The 18,690-nt window shown below is 67.5% G+C and carries 16 protein-coding genes; 15 read left to right on the forward strand and 1 reads right to left on the reverse strand.

Annotation, left to right across the window (positions count from 1 at the left end; genetic code table 11):
* Positions 1-88: 88 nt before the first annotated feature.
* From FVO59_RS09225 to FVO59_RS09255, 7 genes are all read left to right on the forward strand, one after another.
* A complete protein-coding gene (locus FVO59_RS09225) occupies positions 89-754 on the forward strand; it encodes a TetR/AcrR family transcriptional regulator (protein WP_220465659.1) in 666 nt (221 codons plus the stop codon).
* Positions 755-786: 32 nt separating this feature from the next.
* The gene (locus FVO59_RS09230) at positions 787-1,527 is read left to right on the forward strand and encodes an SDR family oxidoreductase (protein WP_182252367.1); all 741 of its coding nucleotides are present in this window, start codon (positions 787-789) and stop codon (positions 1,525-1,527) included.
* An 85-nt stretch (positions 1,528-1,612) separates the two neighbouring features.
* Positions 1,613-3,082, forward strand: coding sequence for a DUF3375 domain-containing protein (locus FVO59_RS09235; RefSeq protein ID WP_182252368.1), 1,470 nt, complete (start codon positions 1,613-1,615; stop codon positions 3,080-3,082).
* Positions 3,075-3,947, forward strand: coding sequence for a DUF4194 domain-containing protein (locus FVO59_RS09240; protein ID WP_346265659.1), 873 nt, complete (start codon positions 3,075-3,077; stop codon positions 3,945-3,947). The genes FVO59_RS09235 and FVO59_RS09240 overlap by 8 nt, the downstream gene beginning before the upstream one ends.
* Positions 3,944-7,297: an ATP-binding protein gene (locus tag FVO59_RS09245; protein WP_182252369.1), complete on the forward strand. Its 3,354-nt coding sequence runs from the start codon at positions 3,944-3,946 to the stop codon at positions 7,295-7,297. Before FVO59_RS09240 ends, FVO59_RS09245 begins: the two co-directional genes overlap by 4 nt.
* A gap of 128 nt (positions 7,298-7,425) precedes the next feature.
* Positions 7,426-8,307 (forward strand): tRNA pseudouridine(38-40) synthase TruA, encoded by an 882-nt coding sequence (truA, locus tag FVO59_RS09250; RefSeq protein WP_182252370.1) that lies wholly within the window; start codon positions 7,426-7,428, stop codon positions 8,305-8,307.
* A 57-nt stretch (positions 8,308-8,364) separates the two neighbouring features.
* Positions 8,365-9,033 (forward strand): endonuclease/exonuclease/phosphatase family protein, encoded by a 669-nt coding sequence (locus tag FVO59_RS09255; protein WP_182252371.1) that lies wholly within the window; start codon positions 8,365-8,367, stop codon positions 9,031-9,033.
* Positions 9,034-9,036: 3 nt separating this feature from the next.
* Here the strand turns inward: FVO59_RS09255 and FVO59_RS09260 are convergent, their stop codons facing one another.
* On the reverse strand, positions 9,037-9,324 hold the full coding sequence (locus tag FVO59_RS09260; protein WP_182252372.1) for a hypothetical protein: 288 nt from the start codon (positions 9,322-9,324) through the stop codon (positions 9,037-9,039).
* A 163-nt stretch (positions 9,325-9,487) separates the two neighbouring features.
* On the opposite strand from FVO59_RS09260, the gene FVO59_RS09265 reads away from it, so the two are divergent.
* From FVO59_RS09265 to FVO59_RS09300, 8 genes are all read left to right on the forward strand, one after another.
* Positions 9,488-10,687, forward strand: coding sequence for a hypothetical protein (locus FVO59_RS09265; protein WP_182252373.1), 1,200 nt, complete (start codon positions 9,488-9,490; stop codon positions 10,685-10,687).
* Between the two features lie 110 nt (positions 10,688-10,797).
* The gene (locus FVO59_RS09270) at positions 10,798-11,829 is read left to right on the forward strand and encodes a glycosyltransferase family 4 protein (protein WP_182256658.1); all 1,032 of its coding nucleotides are present in this window, start codon (positions 10,798-10,800) and stop codon (positions 11,827-11,829) included.
* A 35-nt stretch (positions 11,830-11,864) separates the two neighbouring features.
* Positions 11,865-12,992, forward strand: coding sequence for an acyltransferase family protein (locus FVO59_RS09275; RefSeq protein WP_182252374.1), 1,128 nt, complete (start codon positions 11,865-11,867; stop codon positions 12,990-12,992).
* A 426-nt stretch (positions 12,993-13,418) separates the two neighbouring features.
* Entirely contained in the window at positions 13,419-14,975 is a 1,557-nt protein-coding gene (locus FVO59_RS09280) for a tyrosine-protein kinase domain-containing protein (protein ID WP_259363534.1), read from the forward strand.
* A gap of 94 nt (positions 14,976-15,069) precedes the next feature.
* Positions 15,070-16,098, forward strand: coding sequence for an NAD-dependent epimerase/dehydratase family protein (locus tag FVO59_RS09285; RefSeq protein ID WP_182252376.1), 1,029 nt, complete (start codon positions 15,070-15,072; stop codon positions 16,096-16,098).
* Positions 16,095-16,640 carry an acyltransferase gene (locus FVO59_RS16630; RefSeq protein WP_182252377.1) on the forward strand — a complete coding sequence of 182 codons (546 nt, stop codon included), beginning with the start codon at positions 16,095-16,097 and terminating at the stop codon, positions 16,638-16,640. The genes FVO59_RS09285 and FVO59_RS16630 overlap by 4 nt, the downstream gene beginning before the upstream one ends.
* Positions 16,641-16,879: 239 nt before the next feature.
* Positions 16,880-17,626 carry a glycosyltransferase family protein gene (locus FVO59_RS09295; protein WP_182252378.1) on the forward strand — a complete coding sequence of 249 codons (747 nt, stop codon included), beginning with the start codon at positions 16,880-16,882 and terminating at the stop codon, positions 17,624-17,626.
* A gap of 182 nt (positions 17,627-17,808) precedes the next feature.
* Complete coding sequence (locus FVO59_RS09300) at positions 17,809-18,654, forward strand: hypothetical protein (RefSeq protein ID WP_182252379.1); 846 nt, start codon at positions 17,809-17,811, stop codon at positions 18,652-18,654.
* Positions 18,655-18,690: the final 36 nt, after the last annotated feature.

The raw sequence follows: 18,690 nt of genomic DNA on the forward strand, positions 1-18,690 counted from the left end.
AGAGCGGCGTCGGCCGGGGCGCACCGCCCCGCTGCCGTCTTCGCGGAGTTGGCGTATCAACGATACTCGAGAGCGGTATCATCGATACGTGACGACGAGAACAGTGATACTCGAGACCGCCGCCGAACTGCTGGCGCAATCCGCGACGGGGGACATCTCCACGCGTGCGGTCTGTGAGGCGGCCGGCGTGACGCAACCCGTGCTGTACCGGCACTTCGGCGACAAGGACGGCCTGCTCGCCGCCGTCGCAGACCGGGTGTGGGGCGAGTACCTCTCCTCGAAGCGCGCCGCCGAGAGCTCAGCGGATCCGCTCGACGACCTGCGCTCCGGGTGGGACAACCACACGGCGTTCGCCCTCCGGCATCCGCACGCCTACCGCCTCGTCTTCGCATCGACTCTCGCCACCCGTCCCGCAGCGATGGCGGAGGCGATGAGTCTGCTCCAGGGCATCCTGCACCGACTCGCCGCGCAGGGTCGGCTGCGGATTCCCGCAGCCGACGCCGCCCGCGTCGTGATGGCGGCGAACAGCGGCGTCGCCCTCGGGCTCATCCTGCGCCCGGAGGAGTATCCGGATGCCTCGGCGTCTGGCACGACGAGGGATGCCGTGCTCGGCTCGCTCGTCATCGACGGCGCTCCCGAGCACGACCCCGTCGCCGCGGCGGCGATCACCCTCACCACTCGCCTCGGATCCGCCGAGGCCTTCACACCCGCAGAGCGCAGCCTGCTCGCCGAATGGCTGCAGCGCCTCGCCTGACGCACATACGACATCGAAAGAAGAGCAATCCCATGACCACCCCCCAGAACGCCCGCATCGCCCTCGTCACCGGTGCCTCCGGCGGCATCGGCAGGGCCGTCGCCCAGCGGCTCGTCGCTGACGGCTTTGCCGTCGCCGTGCACTACGCGGGCAACAAGACCAAGGCCGACGATCTTGTCGGCGAGATCATCGAGAGCGGTGGTCAGGCCATCGCCGTCGGCGGAGACGTCGCCGACGAGCAGGCCATGCAGGCTGCGTTCGCCGCCGTCGAGCAGGCGTTCGGAGGCGTCGATGTCGTCGTGAACACGGCAGGCGTGATGCTGCTCGGCAGGGTCGCCGAGTACTCGCTCGACGACTTCGACCGCATCGTGCGCACGAACCTGCGCGGTGCTTTCGTCGTCTCGCAGCAGGCGGCGAGGAGCGTGCGCGCAGGCGGCGCGATCATCAACTTCTCGACGAGCGTGACCCGCACGCAGTTCCCCACCTATGGCCCCTACGTCGCCACCAAGGCCGCGGTCGAGAGCCTGTCGCTGATCCTGGCGCGAGAGCTGCGCGGCCGCGACATCACGGTCAACGCCGTCGCCCCCGGTCCGACCGCGACTGCGCTGTTCCTCGAGGGCAAGAGCGACGAGGCCGTGCAGGGGCTTGCGGCGGCGGTGCCGCTGGAGCGCCTCGGCCAGCCCGACGACATCGCCGAGACGGTCGCCTTCCTCGCCGGCCCCGCACGCTGGGTGAACGGGCAGACGATCTTCACGAACGGTGGACTGGCCTGAGCACAGCCCCCTCCGCAACCTCTGAGCGCTCGTCGGGAGATCCTGCGATTCGAACGGCACCGGGCCCGTCGATAAACTGGAATGTGTGACTGGCGCGCGTGCCGAGGCGGCATACTCTCGCTCCCTCGCGGCGTTCCGCACGCCGACGCTGGGGCTGCTTCACGGTCGCCAGGCGCCCTTCGTCATCGCCGCGCTGTCGATGCTCTTCTCGGCCGACCGGCCGTCCGTGGCCGTCGCCGACGCGCACGCCGAGGTCGCCGAGGCCCTCGACGAGCTGCGCTCCGCCGGCCACGACGACGAAGACCGTCGCATTCCCTCCGGCAGCGGCCGCGAGGTGTGCCGCACCTGGGCGAAGCAGGGCTGGCTCGTGCAGCAGATCGACGACGACGTCGAGGTGTACCGCCTCTCGGCGCACGCGGTCGAAGCGCTCGAGATCACCGGCCGCACCGGCGGCGGGCGCACCCGCGTCTCCAACTCCCGCGTGCGCACCCTGCTCGACGCTGTCGAGCGGCTCGCCGACGAGGCGGAGGCCGACCCGGTCAAGCGCATCGCGCGCCTGACCGCCGAGCGAGACGCCCTCGACGCCGAGATCCTGCGGGTGCAGGCGAACGGCACGGTCGTCGTCGACGACGACGAGCTCTACGAAGAGGCCGAGAACATCCTGCACCTCGCGCGAGAGCTGCCGGCCGACTTCACCCGCGTCGCCGAGTCGCTCAAGACGATGCAGCGCGACGTGGTCGCGCATCTGCGTCGCGATGAGCGGCCCACAGGCGAGGTGCTGCGCGAGTACCTGCAGCGCGCGAAGAACGTCATGCAGTCCACCCCCGAGGGCCGCGCGTTCGCCGGTGCGCTGCGGCTGATCGGCGATCCCGAGCGGATCGACGCGCTCGCCGAGCAGCTGCACGACCTCCTCGCGCATCCGTTCGCCCGCCACCTCGATGCCACGCAGCGGGCGGAGTTCGACGCGATCGGCCGACGGGTCGAGCTCGGGGTCGAAGAAGTTCTCGCCGCGCAGCGTCGCGTCTCGCACGTGATCACCGGGCAGGTGAAGACGCACGATCCGCTGCGCGACAGACAGATAGACGACCTGCTGCGCGACGTCATCTCGGGCCTGCACCAGTGGGCGCAGGCCGCGCCGCCGAACGCCACGGTCGATCCGGTGCGCAGCCTTCCGCTCATCGACCTGGGCCGGCTGCGCCAGACGGTGGGCGACGTGCGTCCGCCCGGCGCGCCCGCACCGCTGACCGATGCCGAAGACGTCGAGTACCTCGAGGCCGACTCGCGCTCGTGGGGAGGGCCGCGGTACGCCGAGCTCGAGGCCTACGTCGCGGGCCTGGGCGAGGAGTTCGACCTGGCGGATGCGTTCGCACACGCGCCCGACGACACCCGGCGCCCCGTGGATCTCGTCGGTCTGCTCGAGATCGCGCACCGCAACGGCATGAACGAGACCGACGGTCTGTCGACCGTCGAGACGCTGCGCCCCGACGGCACGACGAGACGCTTCGCCTTCGTCTCGGTGACCGCTCGCGCGGCTGAGGAGGACGACGATGACTGACGAGACGCTCGAGCCCGAGACGGCGGTCGCTCGGTCGGCCGTGCAGATGGGAAACGCCGGTGGGGATGCCGTGGAACCGGCGGTTTCCATCCGGGCATCCGGAACCCAGATGGGAAACGCCGGTGCGGATGCCGTGGAGCCGGCGGTTTCCATCCGAGACGAGGGACGCGGGCAGGCCACGGCCGAAGAGGCAGATGCCGAACCCGATGCTCCGTTCATCGCGCCCGTCGCCATGGAGGACGACCCGGACGAGATCTTCCCCGGCGACCGCGGCACACTCGACCCCGAGGTGCGGCGGGTGCTCGTGCACGTGCTGCAGCGGCGGTTCCTCAGCGCCGACAACCGTGCCGAATGGGCGGTGCTGCTCGAGCACCAGCAGCTGATCGAGTCGCGCATGCACGACCTGTACCTGCGCCTGGTGGTCGATCTCGGCCGGGGCGTGGCGTACAAGCAGCAGGTGCGCTCAGACGAGTTCGAGGTGCCGATCCTGCTGAAGGACGCGCCGTACAACCGCACCGAGACGCTCGTGCTCGTGCACCTGCGCACGGTCTTCCAGCGTGAATCGGCGGCGGGGGAGCCCGCCCCTCGCATCGACATCGAAGACGTCGAGCAGACCGTGCTGAGCTACCTGACGGATGCCGACGGCAGCACTGCTCGACAGCAGAAGGCGATCCGCGCCGCTCTCGACCGGCTCGACCGCGAGGGCGTCATCGACGAGGAGACCCTCGGCCGCTACCGGATCAGCCCGCTGGTCGAGGTGGTGCTGAGCGCCGAGAAGCTCGCCGAGCTGCGCGCATGGCTGCGCGAACAGGCTGCGCAGCAGGCGGCACACGCCGAGAAGGCGCAGAAGGAGACCACGCCGTGACGATGCTCGACACTCTCTTCGGGCTCATCCCCGCCGAGTCCCGCGGCCAGCAGTGGGTCGCTGAAGACCTGCAGCTGATCAACTGGGGCGGCTATGACGGCGGACCGCACCGGGTGCGGTTCTCGCCGTACGCGACATTGCTGTGCGGAGGGTCGGGGTCGGGCAAGTCGACCCTGATGGATGCCTACATCGCGCTCATGATGCCGCACACCACGCCGTTCAACGGCGCCTCGAACGGCGGGATCACCGGCCGTCCTCGCGGCGATGAGCAGCGCAACATCCTCTCGTACGGGCGCGGCAAGATCGACGAGTCGCGCACCGACGAGGGCACCAGACTGCGGGTGCTGCGCGGCGACGGCGAGGACACCTGGACGGCGATCGCGATGACGTGGCTCGACCACGACGGCTCGCGCTTCACGGCGCTGCGCGCCTGGTACATCCCGGCTGCCGCCCGCATCCTCGAGGACACCGTGCGCGTGCGCGCGACATTCGACGGGTTCTTCGACCTCTCGCAGCTCGAAGAGGCGGCCTCGCAGCGCCTTGCCGACTCGGCGCTTCGAACCCTTGGTCTTGAGACCCTCGGCACCGACCGCGAGTTCTCCGCCCGGCTGCACGCGGTGCTGGGCATCGGCGCCGCGGGCTCGGGCGCGAAGGCGATGAGCCTGCTCGCCCGCATCCAGGCCGGTCAGCAGATCACGACCGTGGACGACCTCTACAAGCGCCTCGTGCTCGAGGAACCAGAGACGATGGCGACGGCGGATGCCGTGGTCGCGCACTTCGACGAGCTCGAGAGCACCCGCACGAGCATGATCACCGCACGGCAGCAGGTGAACGCGCTCGAGCCGATCCAGGGCATCCGGGAGCGGATCGCTGCCGCGGCCGAGCAGGTGCGGCTGATCGACGAGGTCGGCGACTTCGCATCGCCGAGCTCGCGCGCGACGCTGTGGCGCGCCGAGCGCCGGCTCGACCTGCTGCGCGAGGTGGAGGCGGAGCTGCGCGATCGCACGCACGCCCTCGACCTGACCCTGCGTGAGAAGAAGGCCCTGGTCGACGCGGCCGAGGCCGAACGCGACGGACTGCTCGACCTGCTGCGGCAGTCGGGCGGCGACCGTCTCGAGACGGCGCAGCGAGAGCTGCGCGCGGTCGAACGCCGCCTGGCCGACGTCCGGCGCGAGCGCGACCGGTTCGACGCCGTGCTCGCCGAGCTGGGCCTGTCGGCGTCGAGCGCCGACGAGTTCGCGAAGGTGCAGTCCGAAGCCCGTGCGGCGCAGTCCGAGGCATCCGCCCGCCGCCAGGCCAGGGCGACGTTCGCCGAGGCGGAGTCGGCCAGGCAGTCGCTCGCGAAGCGCCGTCGCGCGCTCGCCGAGGAGCGTGCAGAAGCAGACCGCCTGCGCGGCAGCATCCCTCCCGCTCTCGACAGGGCTCGCATGCTGCTCGCCGAGGCCGCCGGCCTCGACGTCGACGACCTGCCGTTCGTCGGCGAGCTGATCGAGGTGCGCACCGAGTTCGAGCCGTGGCGCGAGGCGTTCAACCTCGCCCTCGGCGGCTTCGCGACGACGCTGCTCATCGACGATGCGCATCTCGCCCGGTTCCGCGCGGCGATCGACGAGGTGCGTCTGCCGATGCGGCTGCGCTACGAGGGCGTCCAGGCCGGGCTCGCCGAGTCGCCCAACGGTGACGGGCGCACCCTGCCGGGTCGTCTCGACCACCGCTCCACGCCGTTCACCGGCTGGCTGCAGCAGCGCCTCGATGAGCGCTTCGCGTTCGTCTGCGTCGACTCGTCGTCGCAGCTCTCGGCGCACACGATGGCGCTGACGATCACGGGTCAGATGTCGCAGGGCACCCGAGGCGCGCACGGCGGGCACGGGCGCGAGAACGTGCTCGGCTTCTCGAACGAGCGACGCCTGCGCGCTCTCGACGAGCAGGCCGAGGCCCTCGAGGCCGAGGTCGCAGCCGCGACCGCTGCGGTGACAGAGGCCGAGGCGGCGATGGATGCCATCGAGCAGCGCTCGACGGCCTTCGCGATGATCCACGGCCTCACCTGGGAGCAGATCGACGTCGACTCGCTCACGCAGGAGCTCGAGCGATGGACGGCGGTCGAGGCCGAGGTCACCACGGCGAACCCCGAGATCGCCGAGCTGCGAGAGCGGGCCGAGACGCTCAAGGTGAAGGCCGCGGTGCTGCGCGACGAGATCGGCGCGGTCGGTGCGCAGCGGGCCGAGGCGCAGGAGCGCTGGGGCGCCGTGACAGACGACGTCGACGACTGCCAGCGGGTGGTCGACGAGGCCGAGTCCCTGTCGGTGGATGCCGCGCAGGCGGCGTTCCTCGACGAGCGGTTCATGCTCTCCTCTCCGTCTGATGCGGAGGGGCTGTCGGCGAGCGAGCGCCTGGCCCGCCTCGACCTGGCCCTGAAGTCGGCGGCCGCGAGGCTTGCCGCCGATCGGCGCGCGGCCGAGGAGGCGCACGATGAGCAGCGCGAGCGCATGCGGCAGCTGATGTCGTCGTTCCTCGAGCGCTGGCCGAACCTCAATCTGCTTCCCGATCCGGATGCCTCCGTCGACGACTTCCTCCGCATTCTCGAGGCGCTGCGCGCCAACGGCCTGCACGAGCTCGAGAACGAGTGGCGCGACAGCCTGCTGAAGCTCTCGGGAAACGATCTCACCAGCCTCGACTCGACGCTGAGCCGGTCGGTGCGCGAGATCAAGGAGCGCATCGAGCCGATCAACAGCATCATGCGCGAGCTGCCGTTCTACGACGACCAGCACCGCCTGCAGATCTCGCCCCGCGAGAGCCAGTCCGAGGCGCGCAAGCGCTTCCGACGCGACCTGCGCGAGGTGCGAGGGCTGATCGAGGCGGCGTCGACCGATGACGAGCGCGAGCACGCGTACAAGCGGATGAGCCGACTGATCGGGCGCATGCGCCGCAGCGCTCCCGACTTCGCCGAGCTGATCGACGTGCGCAATCACGTGCGGGTGTCTGCCGAGCGGGTTCTCGCTGCGACGGGCGAGCACGTGGCGCTCTACGATCACATCGGCGAGAAGTCGGGTGGCGAGTCGCAGGAGCTGGTGGCGTTCATCGTCGGCGCCGCCCTGCGATATCAGCTGGGGGATGCCGGAGCGTCGCACCCGCGCTACGCGCCGGTGTTCATGGATGAGGCGCTGATCAAGGCGGATGCCCATTTCACGAAGCGTGCGATCGGCGCGTGGCGCGGCCTCGGCTTCCAGCTGGTGATCGGCGCCCCGAACGACAAGTACAGCGCGATCGAGCCGCACGTCGACGTCGAGTACACGATCCTCAAGGACACCCGCGGCCGGTCGTGGGCCAAGCCGAAGGTCGCCGTCGGGGAGTGATCTCGGCGGCAGGTTCCGTACCGAGATGGGAAACGCCGGTGTGGATGCGCGTGAACCGGCGATTCCCGTCTCTGAACGGGAGTGAGTGCCGAATCGGGTGAATCGACCGTCCCGTTTAGGCTTGACGGGTGCGCATTCGCCTCGACATCGCCTACGACGGCACCCATTTCCGCGGGTGGGCGAAGCAGCCGGGCCTGCGCACGGTGCAGGGGACGATCGAGGCCGCGCTGGCGCGGATCCTCGGCTCGGAGGCGCAGCTGGTGGTCGCAGGGCGCACGGATGCCGGTGTGCACGCCTCAGATCAGGTGGCGCACGTCGACCTCGATGAGGCCCAGTGGGCTCGGGTGCAGACGCGCCACGGCCACGCCGCGGCCGACCCCGCCGGGTCGCTCGCCCGTCGCATCCGGGGCGTGCTCGGCAGGTACCCCGACGTGACCGTCACCCGCAGCGGCCTCGCCCCGGATGGCTTCGATGCGCGCTTCTCGGCCGTCTGGCGCCGGTACATCTACCGTCTCGCTGACGCGACCGTGGGCTATGACCCGATGCGCCGCAACGACACGACGACGATTCCCGCGACTCTCGACGTCGAGCTGATGGATGCCGCGGCTCAGACCCTCATCGGGCTGCACGACTTCGCCGCGTACTGCAAACCGCGCGAGGAGGCGACGACGATCCGCACCCTGCTCGACTACCGGTGGGCGCGCGATCACGAGGGCGTGCTCGTCGCCGAGGTCAAGGCCGACGCGTTCTGCCACAGCATGGTGCGCGCCCTGGTCGGCGCGTGCGCCGCGGTGGGCGAGGGTAAGCTCGAGGTCGCGGACGTCGTGCGGCTGCGCGACGAGCTCACCCGCACCAGCGCGTTCAAGGTGCTGCCGGCGCGGGGTCTCACCCTCGCCGAGGTCGGCTATCCGGCCGACGAGCTGCTGGCATCCCGAGCCGAGCAGACCCGCGCTCGCCGCGACCGCGAGGGGGAGGACGCAGGCGGCGTCTCGGGCGAGCGCCTAACCTGACGCACACGCCATTTCAACCCCGTCGCGCGCTCAGCGCACGGCGGTAACGTGAGGGCCATGAGAGTCATCTCGTACAACCTTCGCAAGCATCGCGCCGCGACGGAGCTGGTCGGGCTGGTCGGCGAGCATGATCCCGACATCCTCTGCCTGCAGGAGTGCGACACGGCGGCTCTCCCTGAGAACATCGGCGGCCTCGCGCTCGTGCACACCACGAGCGGCAACAGACTGGGGCTCGCGATGTACCTCCGCCGCAACACGTTCCGCGTCGAGCAGGTACGCACCATCGGATTGAAGAAGTCGCTGCACGACCGGGTGCTCAAGCCCGCGCACGAGCGGGTGCTCGGTGCGCGGCTGCGCGACATCGACACGGGTCGCGGCCTGATCGTCGCCTCGTTCCACGCCGCGCCGCTCACCGCGCTCAACTCGCTGCGCCGCAACCAGATCCGGGCCGGACTGGATGCCCTGCAGGCGCTCGGCCCAGGGATGCCGGTGCTGATGGTCGGCGACTACAACTACCCCATCTTCAAGGAGAGCCTCGGCCAGACCGTGCGCGACCACGGTTACACGCTCACCCTCAGCGACGACCGCACCTACACCCGCTACCGGGTGTTCAAGGGGCACTACGACTTCGCGACGTCGGTCGGCTTCGACATCTCGAGGATCACCACGCTGCCACAGGCCACGAGCGATCACCGCCCCATCCTGATCACGGCGGAGGCCGCGTAGCCCTCAGGTCACGGCGGTGACGAGCCCCTGCGCCTCCAGCGCCGACAGGAACCCGTCCAGGCCCTCGTCGCCGAAGTCGACGGTGATCTCGAGAGCGTGAATCTCGGCGGCCATCGCCTCGGCGTCGCCGATGCCGTCGGCGAGCATGCTCCAGACCAGCCATCCGGCGTTGCGGAGCTCGAACAGCTCGCCGGTGTCGAGGCGGCTGATCCATACCGCGTTGTCGGTGCGTCCGCCGTCGGCGGCGTCGACCCAGGCCACGTCCTCCCGGATCGCGTAAGAGCGGGTCACGATGATCCTCTATGCCTATGCAGAAGGTGGGCGGTCGTGCCTGCGCGCCCGTCCGGCGGACCCGAGCGACACGTCGTGGCATCGACGAGATGCGTCTGCGCCCAGACGTGAATCTCGTGCGCGCGCATGCCCCTACTCTAGAGGGGACTCGAGGGGAGGGGCCGTGGCAGCGACCGAGCACGAGACGCAGCTGTTGCTGCGGCTGTTCGGCGAACGCTGGCTGATCGATCTGTCGGCCTTCGAGGACCCGTCTCCCTTCATCGCTCGTCTGACTCAGCTGTGGTCGCGGCTGGTTGAGGGCGGTGCCGGATACGACGTCGTGTTCCGACCTCACCCGTCGGGAGCTTCAGGCGCCACAGACGATGGCGTGGTCACGGCGCACATCCCTGAGCGAACCGACGGGGCCTTCCCCTACGCGTTCTCTCGCGCGATGACCCAGGCGCTGATCACGCGTCTCACGGGCTCGGGACTGCTGCTGCATGCTGCCGGTCTTGCGTCTGCGGATGGGAGACGTGGTGTGGTGCTGGTGGCGTCGTCGGGGACGGGAAAGAGCACGGCCGCGCGCACGCTCGGCAGACGGTTCGGCTACATCAGCGATGAGCTGATGCGAGTGGACGCCCAGCATCGAATGCACGGTCTCACCAAGCCGCTGTCGATCATCGTCCCCGGGTTCCCCGGCGGAAAGGACGAGTCGTCGCCCGACGAGCTGGGCCTGGCCCCGACCCCCGAGGGGGCGCCGGAGCTGGCGGCGGTCATCGCCTTGTCGCGTCGTCGGGATGCGACCGGCGCCGTGCTGGAGCGGATCAGCGTGCACGAATTCATCGCCGAGGTGCTGCCGCAGTCGTCATCGATCTGGCGGAGCGAGCGTCCCTTGCAGCATCTGGTGGAGGCGGGGACCAGCGGGGGAGGGCCTTACCGGCTGGTCTACTCCGAGATCGCGGAATGCGAAGAGCTGATCGCCGGTCTGCTGAGTCCGAAGACGGCGACAGAGTTGACCCACGAATGGGTCAATCATCGACCGGTCGGAGATGAACGCTGGACGACTTCTCCCGTTGTCGATCCGCCGCAGGTCGTGGTGACAGACGACGCTCTCGTGAGTCGGATGCCGTGGACCGATGCCATCGAGTCGGAAGACGAGGTCTCGGTGCTGGTCGGCTCGCAGTTCTCACGAATCGCCGGAATCGCGGCGCCGATCTGGGTGACATGCGCCCGACCGCGACGAGTGAGCGAGCTCACGGCGATGCTCGTGGAGGCGCACGGACCGCATCCCGACGCGTCAGAGCTGATGCGAACGGCGCTGAACGAACTTGTGCAGCGGGGGCTCGTCAGCGTCGAAACCGGCCGGGGCGACCCCTCCGCCTGACGACATCCTCTGTGCCGCGTCCGGCCTGGTCCGCTATCTTGTGGTCAACAGCGTGCCGGCCCCCGCGAGTGCACGCGTCCTGATCATTCCCCTAGGAGCTCCCGGTGTCGATGCAGGCCGTCGATCACGTCACCCTGGCGACCAACAACGGCGCCATCGGAGGCGGCGAAGTCATGCTCCTGCGCATCGCGGAGGCGCTGCGCGAGCTGTCGGTCGAGGTGACCGTCGTCGCCCCTGCCACACCTGGAGGGGTCGCTGAAGCGGCGAAGAAGGCCGGGTTCGAGACGGTGCAGCTGCACGTGAAGAACCGCCTGTCGTGGATGTGGCAGCTGCGCAGGTGGGATGCCAAGCATCGCAAGGGCGTGCTGTGGTGCAACGGTCTCGTGCCCGCGACCGCCACCTGGGGGCACCGCGATCGCATCGTTCACCTGCACCAGCACCCCGATGGACTTCACCGTGTTCTCAGTGCGCTGTCGCGCGTGGGTGCTGTCGCTACCCTCGTGCCGTCAGCGCACATGCTGCGATCTGTGCCTGGCGCCCGGGTCATGCCCAACTGGACCGCGTTGATGCCGCGCAGCGAGCGCAGCCCTGGGCCGGACGCCCCGTTCACCGTCGGTTTCCTCGGGCGTCTGGGCCCCGACAAGGGCGTTCACGTGCTCGCTCAGGCAATGCGTCTGCTCGATGAGCAGGACCCGGGGCGCTACCGCCTTGCGCTCGCCGGGGAGCCGGTGTTCGTCGCGAAATCGAAGGTCGAGCAGGTCGAGCAGGCGCTCGCCGAGGTGGACGCCCTCGTCGATCGAGTCGGGTGGGTCCGACCCTCCGAGTTCTTCGACACGATCGACCTGCTCGTCGTGCCTTCCGTCTGGGAGGAGCCGTTCGGCCTGGTCGCAGCTGAGGCCATGTCAGCACAGGTGCCGGTGGTCGTCAGCGACGCGGGTGCGCTCCCGGAGATCGTCGGCAGTGAGACCGGCATGGTGACCCCCAAGGGGGATGCGCCGGCGCTGGCTGAGAAGATCGCTCGTATCGCCTCGGGGAATGAGGGCGTCGATGTCGCGGTGCAGCATGCTCGATGGGCCGAGAACTATTCGCCGACCGCAGGCGTCGTTCGAGTCCGCGAGCTGCTCGACACGCTCGGTGCGTGAAGGTTGGGTTTGACGAAGAGAATCGGAACGACTAGGTGAGGTTCAAGGAACTCGATGGGTTACGGGGTTTAGCAGCGCTCTCAGTCGTGCTATATCACTTCAGCGGTCACTACAACACTTACTATCCGCAAGACCCGCGCCCCTTGATCGACATCTGGTGGGGCGCTTTTGGCGTTCAGCTCTTCTTCTTAATTAGCGGATTCGTCATTCTCATGTCGGCGGATAACGCACGTCAGACATCAGACTTCGTGATATCGCGGTTTTCGCGACTATACCCAGTCTATTGGGTTGCGTTGATCGTGGGTGTTGCCATGGGGCTGATCTTTGCTGTCCCACACGTGCCTCTTGCCGTTGACGTTGTGGTGATGAACATCACCATGATTCAACGGTGGTTCCTCGTTCCGAACGTGCTGGATGTCTTTTGGACGCTCGCAGTGGAGATGCAGTTCTACGCCTTGCTCTTCGCATTGCTGGTATTCACCCGGTGCCGGTTGACGGAGAAGTTGGTAGTTCGGGTGGTGCTCGTCTGGCTGATGGCCTGCCTCATGGTGGCGTTGTGGGCGTTCCCGACTACTCATGGCGTTGACCCCCAGGCTGTGCCGACCTCGGTGAAGCTCATCGTCAACGTCTTGCTCGCGTCCTACGGGCCGTTGTTCTGCACGGGCATGCTCGCATTCATCTCGCGTAGGAACGGCAGGAGGCATTGGCTGCTGCTTCCGTCGGCAGTCATCGCGGCCGTGACAACCGGCCTGATCGAGGAGTGGGTGAACGGGGGAATCGTTGCCTTGATTTGCTTCGGTTTCATCATCGTGTCACTACGCAAAGAGACGCGCCTCCTGTATCTGGCTCCGCTGCAATGGCTCGGTAAAGTGAGTTATTCTCTTTATCTGATCCATTCGATCGTGGGAATAGTCGTCATTCACCTGCTCTCGCCGTATATCGGGCGCGCAGCGGCTACGATCCTGGCGTTCATAACAGTATTGTTCTGCGCCTGGTTGCTATGGGTCGGTGCAGAGCAGTTCCTCAGCAGGCGCGTTCGCGCGTGGCTACTGAGAGCTCGAGACGCACTCCCTCGTCGTGGCAGACCACGGGAAGCGGCACATGGCGGCTGGAGAAGGAAGCGTTCTGGAGGTCCTCAACAGGTGATCGCCAGCGATTCGTAGTAGATAGTTGCACTGTGATCAGCACCGTCGCCAGAAAGATCGCATTCGAGCCTCGAACTGCCGTCGTGATGTGAGGCCACTTGACCCCCCAAAGGGGATGAGTCGTCTCTGTTCGCAGGCGTCGCCACCCCATAGCGAGAATCTTGAGCAGAGCTCGCGGGTGATGCGCCCACCTGGGGGACTCAGAAGACTTCCCGTTCTCGCTCCAGGTTCGTGTGTCCGCTCCACGGATGCGGCATTCGTCGTCGGATGCGTCAGCACCGAGTTGCGACCAGTGGCCTCCGGTACGATGGGGTGGTTTACGAACGGTTGCGTGCTCAGGGGCAAGGCGCGCCGTTGTCGGTGAGTTCTGTTCGGGGGTTTGCACGCGTGACCGTACTTGATTTCCTGGTGCTGACGAGGCGCGGTTGGAGAATCCTCACCTTGATGATCGTGCTCGGCGCTCTCGGCGGTGCGGCATACGGATTCCTCGCGCCGAAGTCCTACCAGGCGCAGTCGACCGGATTCATCGCCACGGCGGGGGACGCGGTGATCGCCGGCTCGGATGCGGCAGTCGCCCGGGCGGGTTCGTACACTCCTTTGATCGACAGCGCTCAGGTGCGTGAGGCCATCGCGAAAGAGGCTGGAGTTGACGTCTCGGACCTCAGCGGTGCGCTAAGCGCGGATGTTGTACCCGGATCCACAATGATTCGCGTGACAGCGACCTCAAGTTCACCGAAGGCGGCGCTAGAACTGGCCAATGGCTCGCTACACGCCCTTGCCGCTGTGGTTGAGGAGATCGAGAAGGCCGCAGGCGCGGTGAACGCAGGGGGATTCACGATCGTCCCTATGGACAACGCAGCGCAGCCGACATCGCCAGTGTCGCCGAACCTGAGGTTGGCTGTGATCGCGGGAGCAGCCGCTGGTCTGGTCCTCGCGTATCTGGTGCTGTTTCTGCGCAGGGCGTTGGATGTCCGCGTCCGCGCTGACACCGACACACGGGAGCTCATGGGCGCAGGCGTGCTCGCCCGCGTTCCCAAGATGGGGCGCAAGGGTACCCCTCAGGGTGATTCGCTCACCGAGACGGTCGCCAATGAGGCGTTCAGGCAGCTGCGTACGAGTCTGCGTTTCGCGAACGTTGACAGCGAGGTGCGGGTGGTGATGGTCACCAGCGCCAACCAGGGCGAGGGCAAGTCGATGACAGCGTCGTCGCTTGCACGAGTCATCGCAGAGTCCGGGGAGCGCACGCTCATCATCGATGGCGACCTGCGACGCCCGAAGGTCGCGCGCAACTTCGGCCTGGAGGGCACCGTGGGTCTGAGCGAGGTGTTGAGCGGCCAGATAACCGTCCGCGACGCCGTGCAGTCGACAGACGCAGCGGGTCTCTTCGCGCTCGCTGCAGGCGGTACGCCTCCCAACCCGTCGGAGATGCTGGGTTCGTCGGCGTTCGGGAATCTCATCAAGGAACTGCGCAAAGACTTCTTCATCGTCATCGACGCGCCCCCCGTCCTGCCCGTTACTGATGCAACCGTCGTCAGCACGATGGTCGATGGAGTCGTGTTCGTGCTCGCCGTCGGACAGACGCGCAAGACGGCGGGTGCTGTCGCACGGGCACAGCTCGAGCAGGTGAACGCGCGAGTGCTCGGTGTGGTCCTGAATCTCGTGTCACTTAACGGCGCCGACGGCTACGGCTACGGTTACGGTTACCGCCAGAACCGCAACTACTACGTCACGCCCAAGGGCAAGTCGCGCGGCAAGCGAAAGAAGCAAGCCTCCGCCGTCTCCGCCCCGGCGGTTGCGCGGGCTTCGCTGGTGCCTGCTGCCACTCGCGCGGATGTCGTCGCCGGCCCCAGGCGGACGGTACACGATTCGCCGTCGACCACGAACACCGTTTCTCCGACGCCGGAGCCGGCGGGTTCGTCGCAGCCTGACGTGCGTGATGCGACGCCGCCCACGCAGAGCGAACTGCCTCAACTGCGACGCCGCAGCAGCACTCGAGCATGAGGCGTGAAGCGGTGTGGATCTGGCTGAGTTCACTTCACATTCGCTGCCCATAGGCCGTCGATCGCGTGAGCGCCCGATTCACAAGGAATAGCGTATGAAGGTTCTGATCACGGGCGGGGCTGGTTTCATCGGCCAGCGAGTCGCCTCGTTGCTGGTGGAACGCGGGGATACGGTCATCGCACTCGATTCACTTCTGCCCCAGGTCCATGTCGACCCTGACGAGGCCGTTGGACGGTTCCCGGGAGAGGTCGTGTTCGGCGATGTCGCCGATCAGTCCGCATGGGCTTCGGTGCCGGAGTTCGACGCTCTGATCCACCTCGCGGCCGAGACCGGCACGGCGCAGTCGATGTACGAGCGCGAGCGCTACGAGCGCGTCAACGTCGAAGGCACTCGACTCGCCGCCCGGGCCGCCGCGCGCGCGGGCGTGCCGATGGTCTCGCTCAGCTCGCGTGCGGTCTATGGAGAGGGAGTCGTGGGCGAAGGCGGCGCTCTGCTCGCATCGCAGGAAGATGACGACCACGCACCTGTGTCGTTCTACGGCGAGACGAAGTCTCTCGCAGAGCGTGCGGCCACCGAAGAGGCAGGAGAACGGGCTCCTCTGACCATCATCCGACCTCAGAACGTGATCGGACTCGGCCAAGCGCTGCACAACCCCTACACCGGTGTCCTGGCGGCGTTCCTGGCGCGACTGCGCGAGGGTCGGGCCCTGTCGATCTACGGTGACGGCACTCAGACACGCGACTTCGTGCACGTCGATGACCTCGCCGAGCTGATCCTCTGGAGCCTCGACGTCCCTCCCGGAAGCGGATCGACGCGAGTGCTCAATTGCGGCACCGGGGAGCGCACGACGTTGACTCAATTGGCCGAGTACGCGATCGCTGCTGCTCCGGGTGACGCGGTCTCGATCGAGTACGTCGATGTGCATCGCTCCGGAGACATCGAGCACGCGTGCGCGGACCTGAGCCGGCTGCGTGAGCTGGAAGCGCCTCTGCCGAAGCGCAGCACGGAACAGGCGGTCGCCGAGTTCATCCGTGGTTCATGGGACGGCAAGGTCGCTGCCTCAACGGTGTGGGACGATGCGCTCGCAGAACTCAACGACCGAGGATTGGCGTCTTCTTCATGAATCTCGCTCGGACCCTGACTGAGCTTCCCCCGTCGTTGCGCTGGCGCTGGTATGAGCTGCTTTCGCGTCTCATCTACCGGCGCGCGTTCAAGAACTACGGCGCGGGCAGTGTGATCGTCGCACCTCTTCGCCTGCGAGGTACCGAACGGATAGTGATCGGCAGCCGGTTGGCCGCCTACGAAGGGTGCTGGATCGAGGCGGAGCCGGGCGCGCACCTGACGATCGGCGATCGTGTCTACCTCGGTCATCGCGTTCACCTTCACGCAGTCGGAAACATCACGGTTGGGAATGGAGTCATGATGACTGACAACGTCATGGTGAGTTCTGGTTCCCACGAGATGGACGAAGCCAAGTCCGCCGTTCCGGGGGCACCCATTGTGATCGGCGACGACGTGTTCATCGGGCAGAACGCGATGGTGCTCGCGGGGGTGACGATCGGACCGGGGGCGACAGTTGGCGCCGGGGCGGTCGTGACTCGTGACGTGCCGGCCGGGGCCACGGTAGCGGGGGTACCTGCCCGCATCGTTGCGACGGCGCGATGAGAATCCTCGTCGTCAGTCCTGGCTTCCATGGCTACGCGTCGGCGATCGGCCGCACGCTCGCGTCGTTCGGACACGATGCGCGGGTGCATGTCTACGATCGAGCGGCCGGTCCAGTGGGTCGTGCGGGGATGCGTGCGGTTCTCAATCACCCCCGCAGTGCCCTGGCGATTCGCACCAGACGCGCGCTCACGGCTCGCGCGATCGCGGCTGTGCGGGAGAGTAGGCCCGATGCGGTGATCGTGATCCGCGGTGACCTGCTCGGTGGAGAATGGTGGGAGCAACTCGACCACCTCTCGATGCCGCGTGTGACGTGGTTCTACGACGAACTCCGGCGCATGCGTTACGACGAGGGACTTTTGGATGAGATCGGACCCCTTGCGACCTACAGCCCGATCGATGCCAAGGATCTCGCGGAGCGCGGCCTTGACTCGCATCACGTACCGCTGGGTTTCGACGCGCTGCAGCCGATCTCGGCGCGCGACGTTCGGGGAGTGAGCTTCATCGGTGCGCGCTATCCCGGGCGGGAGCACGTCCTCAGGTCACTTGCGGCTCACGGAGTGGACGTGGTCGCCTTCGGCCGTGACTGGTCTCGCCACCCGGTGGACGTGCTTCGATCAGGGCAGTTCACGCACCCGGGCGTGCGCGCAGAGCGCGAGCTGCCTCGCAGCCTGGCATACGGAGCCATGCAGGGCTCGGCGGCGACCATGAACCTTCACGGCGACCAGGACGGCTTCACCATGCGCACTTTCGAGGCAGCGGGTGTCGGTGGCGTGCAGATCTGCGACAGATCGGACGTGAGTGAGCACTATGACGTGGGCACCGAGCTGCTGACGTTCGCACATCTCGATGAGCTCGTCGAGCTGTGTCGAAGGACGACACGCGATGTCGGGTGGGCCGACGGCCTTCGCGTGCAGGGGCAGAGGCGCACTCTCGCCGAGCACACACTTGCGCATCGATTGCGTCGGCTGGAGGGACTATGGGCTTGAACATTCCAGCCGATCTGGCCGACTGGAGATCGTGGGAGCGCCGACAGCACCGTCTCCGCAACCTGCGCGCGGCGATCGGCCGAACGACAGAGACATCGCCGACACTCCGCGCAGCTGCTCGTGGCGAAGCGCCTTCCGTCCTGTTGGCGATCGATTCGACCTCGCGATCAGGGATAGCTTCCTTGCACGCCTTGATCGCGCGCCTGCCGGCGCTCGTGATCGTAAGCTCGGTGCACTCGCAGCAGCAGCTCACCGAGCTTCTCGGCGCAGCGGAGACAAAGTCACGAGAGGTCGACATCACCGACCTTCCGCGCTCGCTCGCCGCAGTTGTCTCTGCAGGGCACTACGTTCCCGCCGGCGAGTTCGGGTGGCGGACTTCGCAGGAACGCCGGGTTCCTCACTTCGTCGTGCAGCACGGTCTGCTCACTCCTTTCGCTCCTCCGCTGCCACACGGGGCGACGCTGCTCGCCTTCAGCGATGATGACGCGGCGTTCTGGGCGTCGGAGCGAAGCGATATCGAAGGAATCGCTGTCGGTGCGCAGCTGCTGTGGGACACATCGACGACGGAATCCAAGACGCACCCCAGCGGGCCACCGGTCTACCTGGGCCAGCTCCACGGATCCGAGCTGCCGCGACGCGGCAAGACTCGATCCACAGCCCGATTCTGGCGGCAGACCGGAGCGATCTATCGGCCGCACCCCTTCGAAGCGGATCGGCTGTCCAGGGCGCAGCACGCGATCTGGCAGGCACGCGGCATGCGGATCGACCGCAGCAATCTGCCGATTCGCGAGCTCGGCGGTCCGATCGTCGGCGCCTTTTCCACCGGAATTCTCGAGGCTGCTGCGTCCGGGTTTCCCGCCTGGGCGTACTACGAGAATCCTCCGCGCTGGCTCGAGGAGTTCTGGGACCGTTACCGAATCCACCGGTGGGGCGCGGATGCCGCCCCGACACCTGCGCCTCCTCGCCCGGCCATCGAGCCGGCTCAGGCCATCGCCGACGCTGTGCTTGCGGCAACGGGCGAACGCTGAGATCCATTCATATGAACAACCGCACGAACGAGAAAC

Source organism: Microbacterium esteraromaticum (assembly GCF_014084045.1).
GTDB classification, from domain to species: domain Bacteria; phylum Actinomycetota; class Actinomycetes; order Actinomycetales; family Microbacteriaceae; genus Microbacterium; species Microbacterium esteraromaticum_D.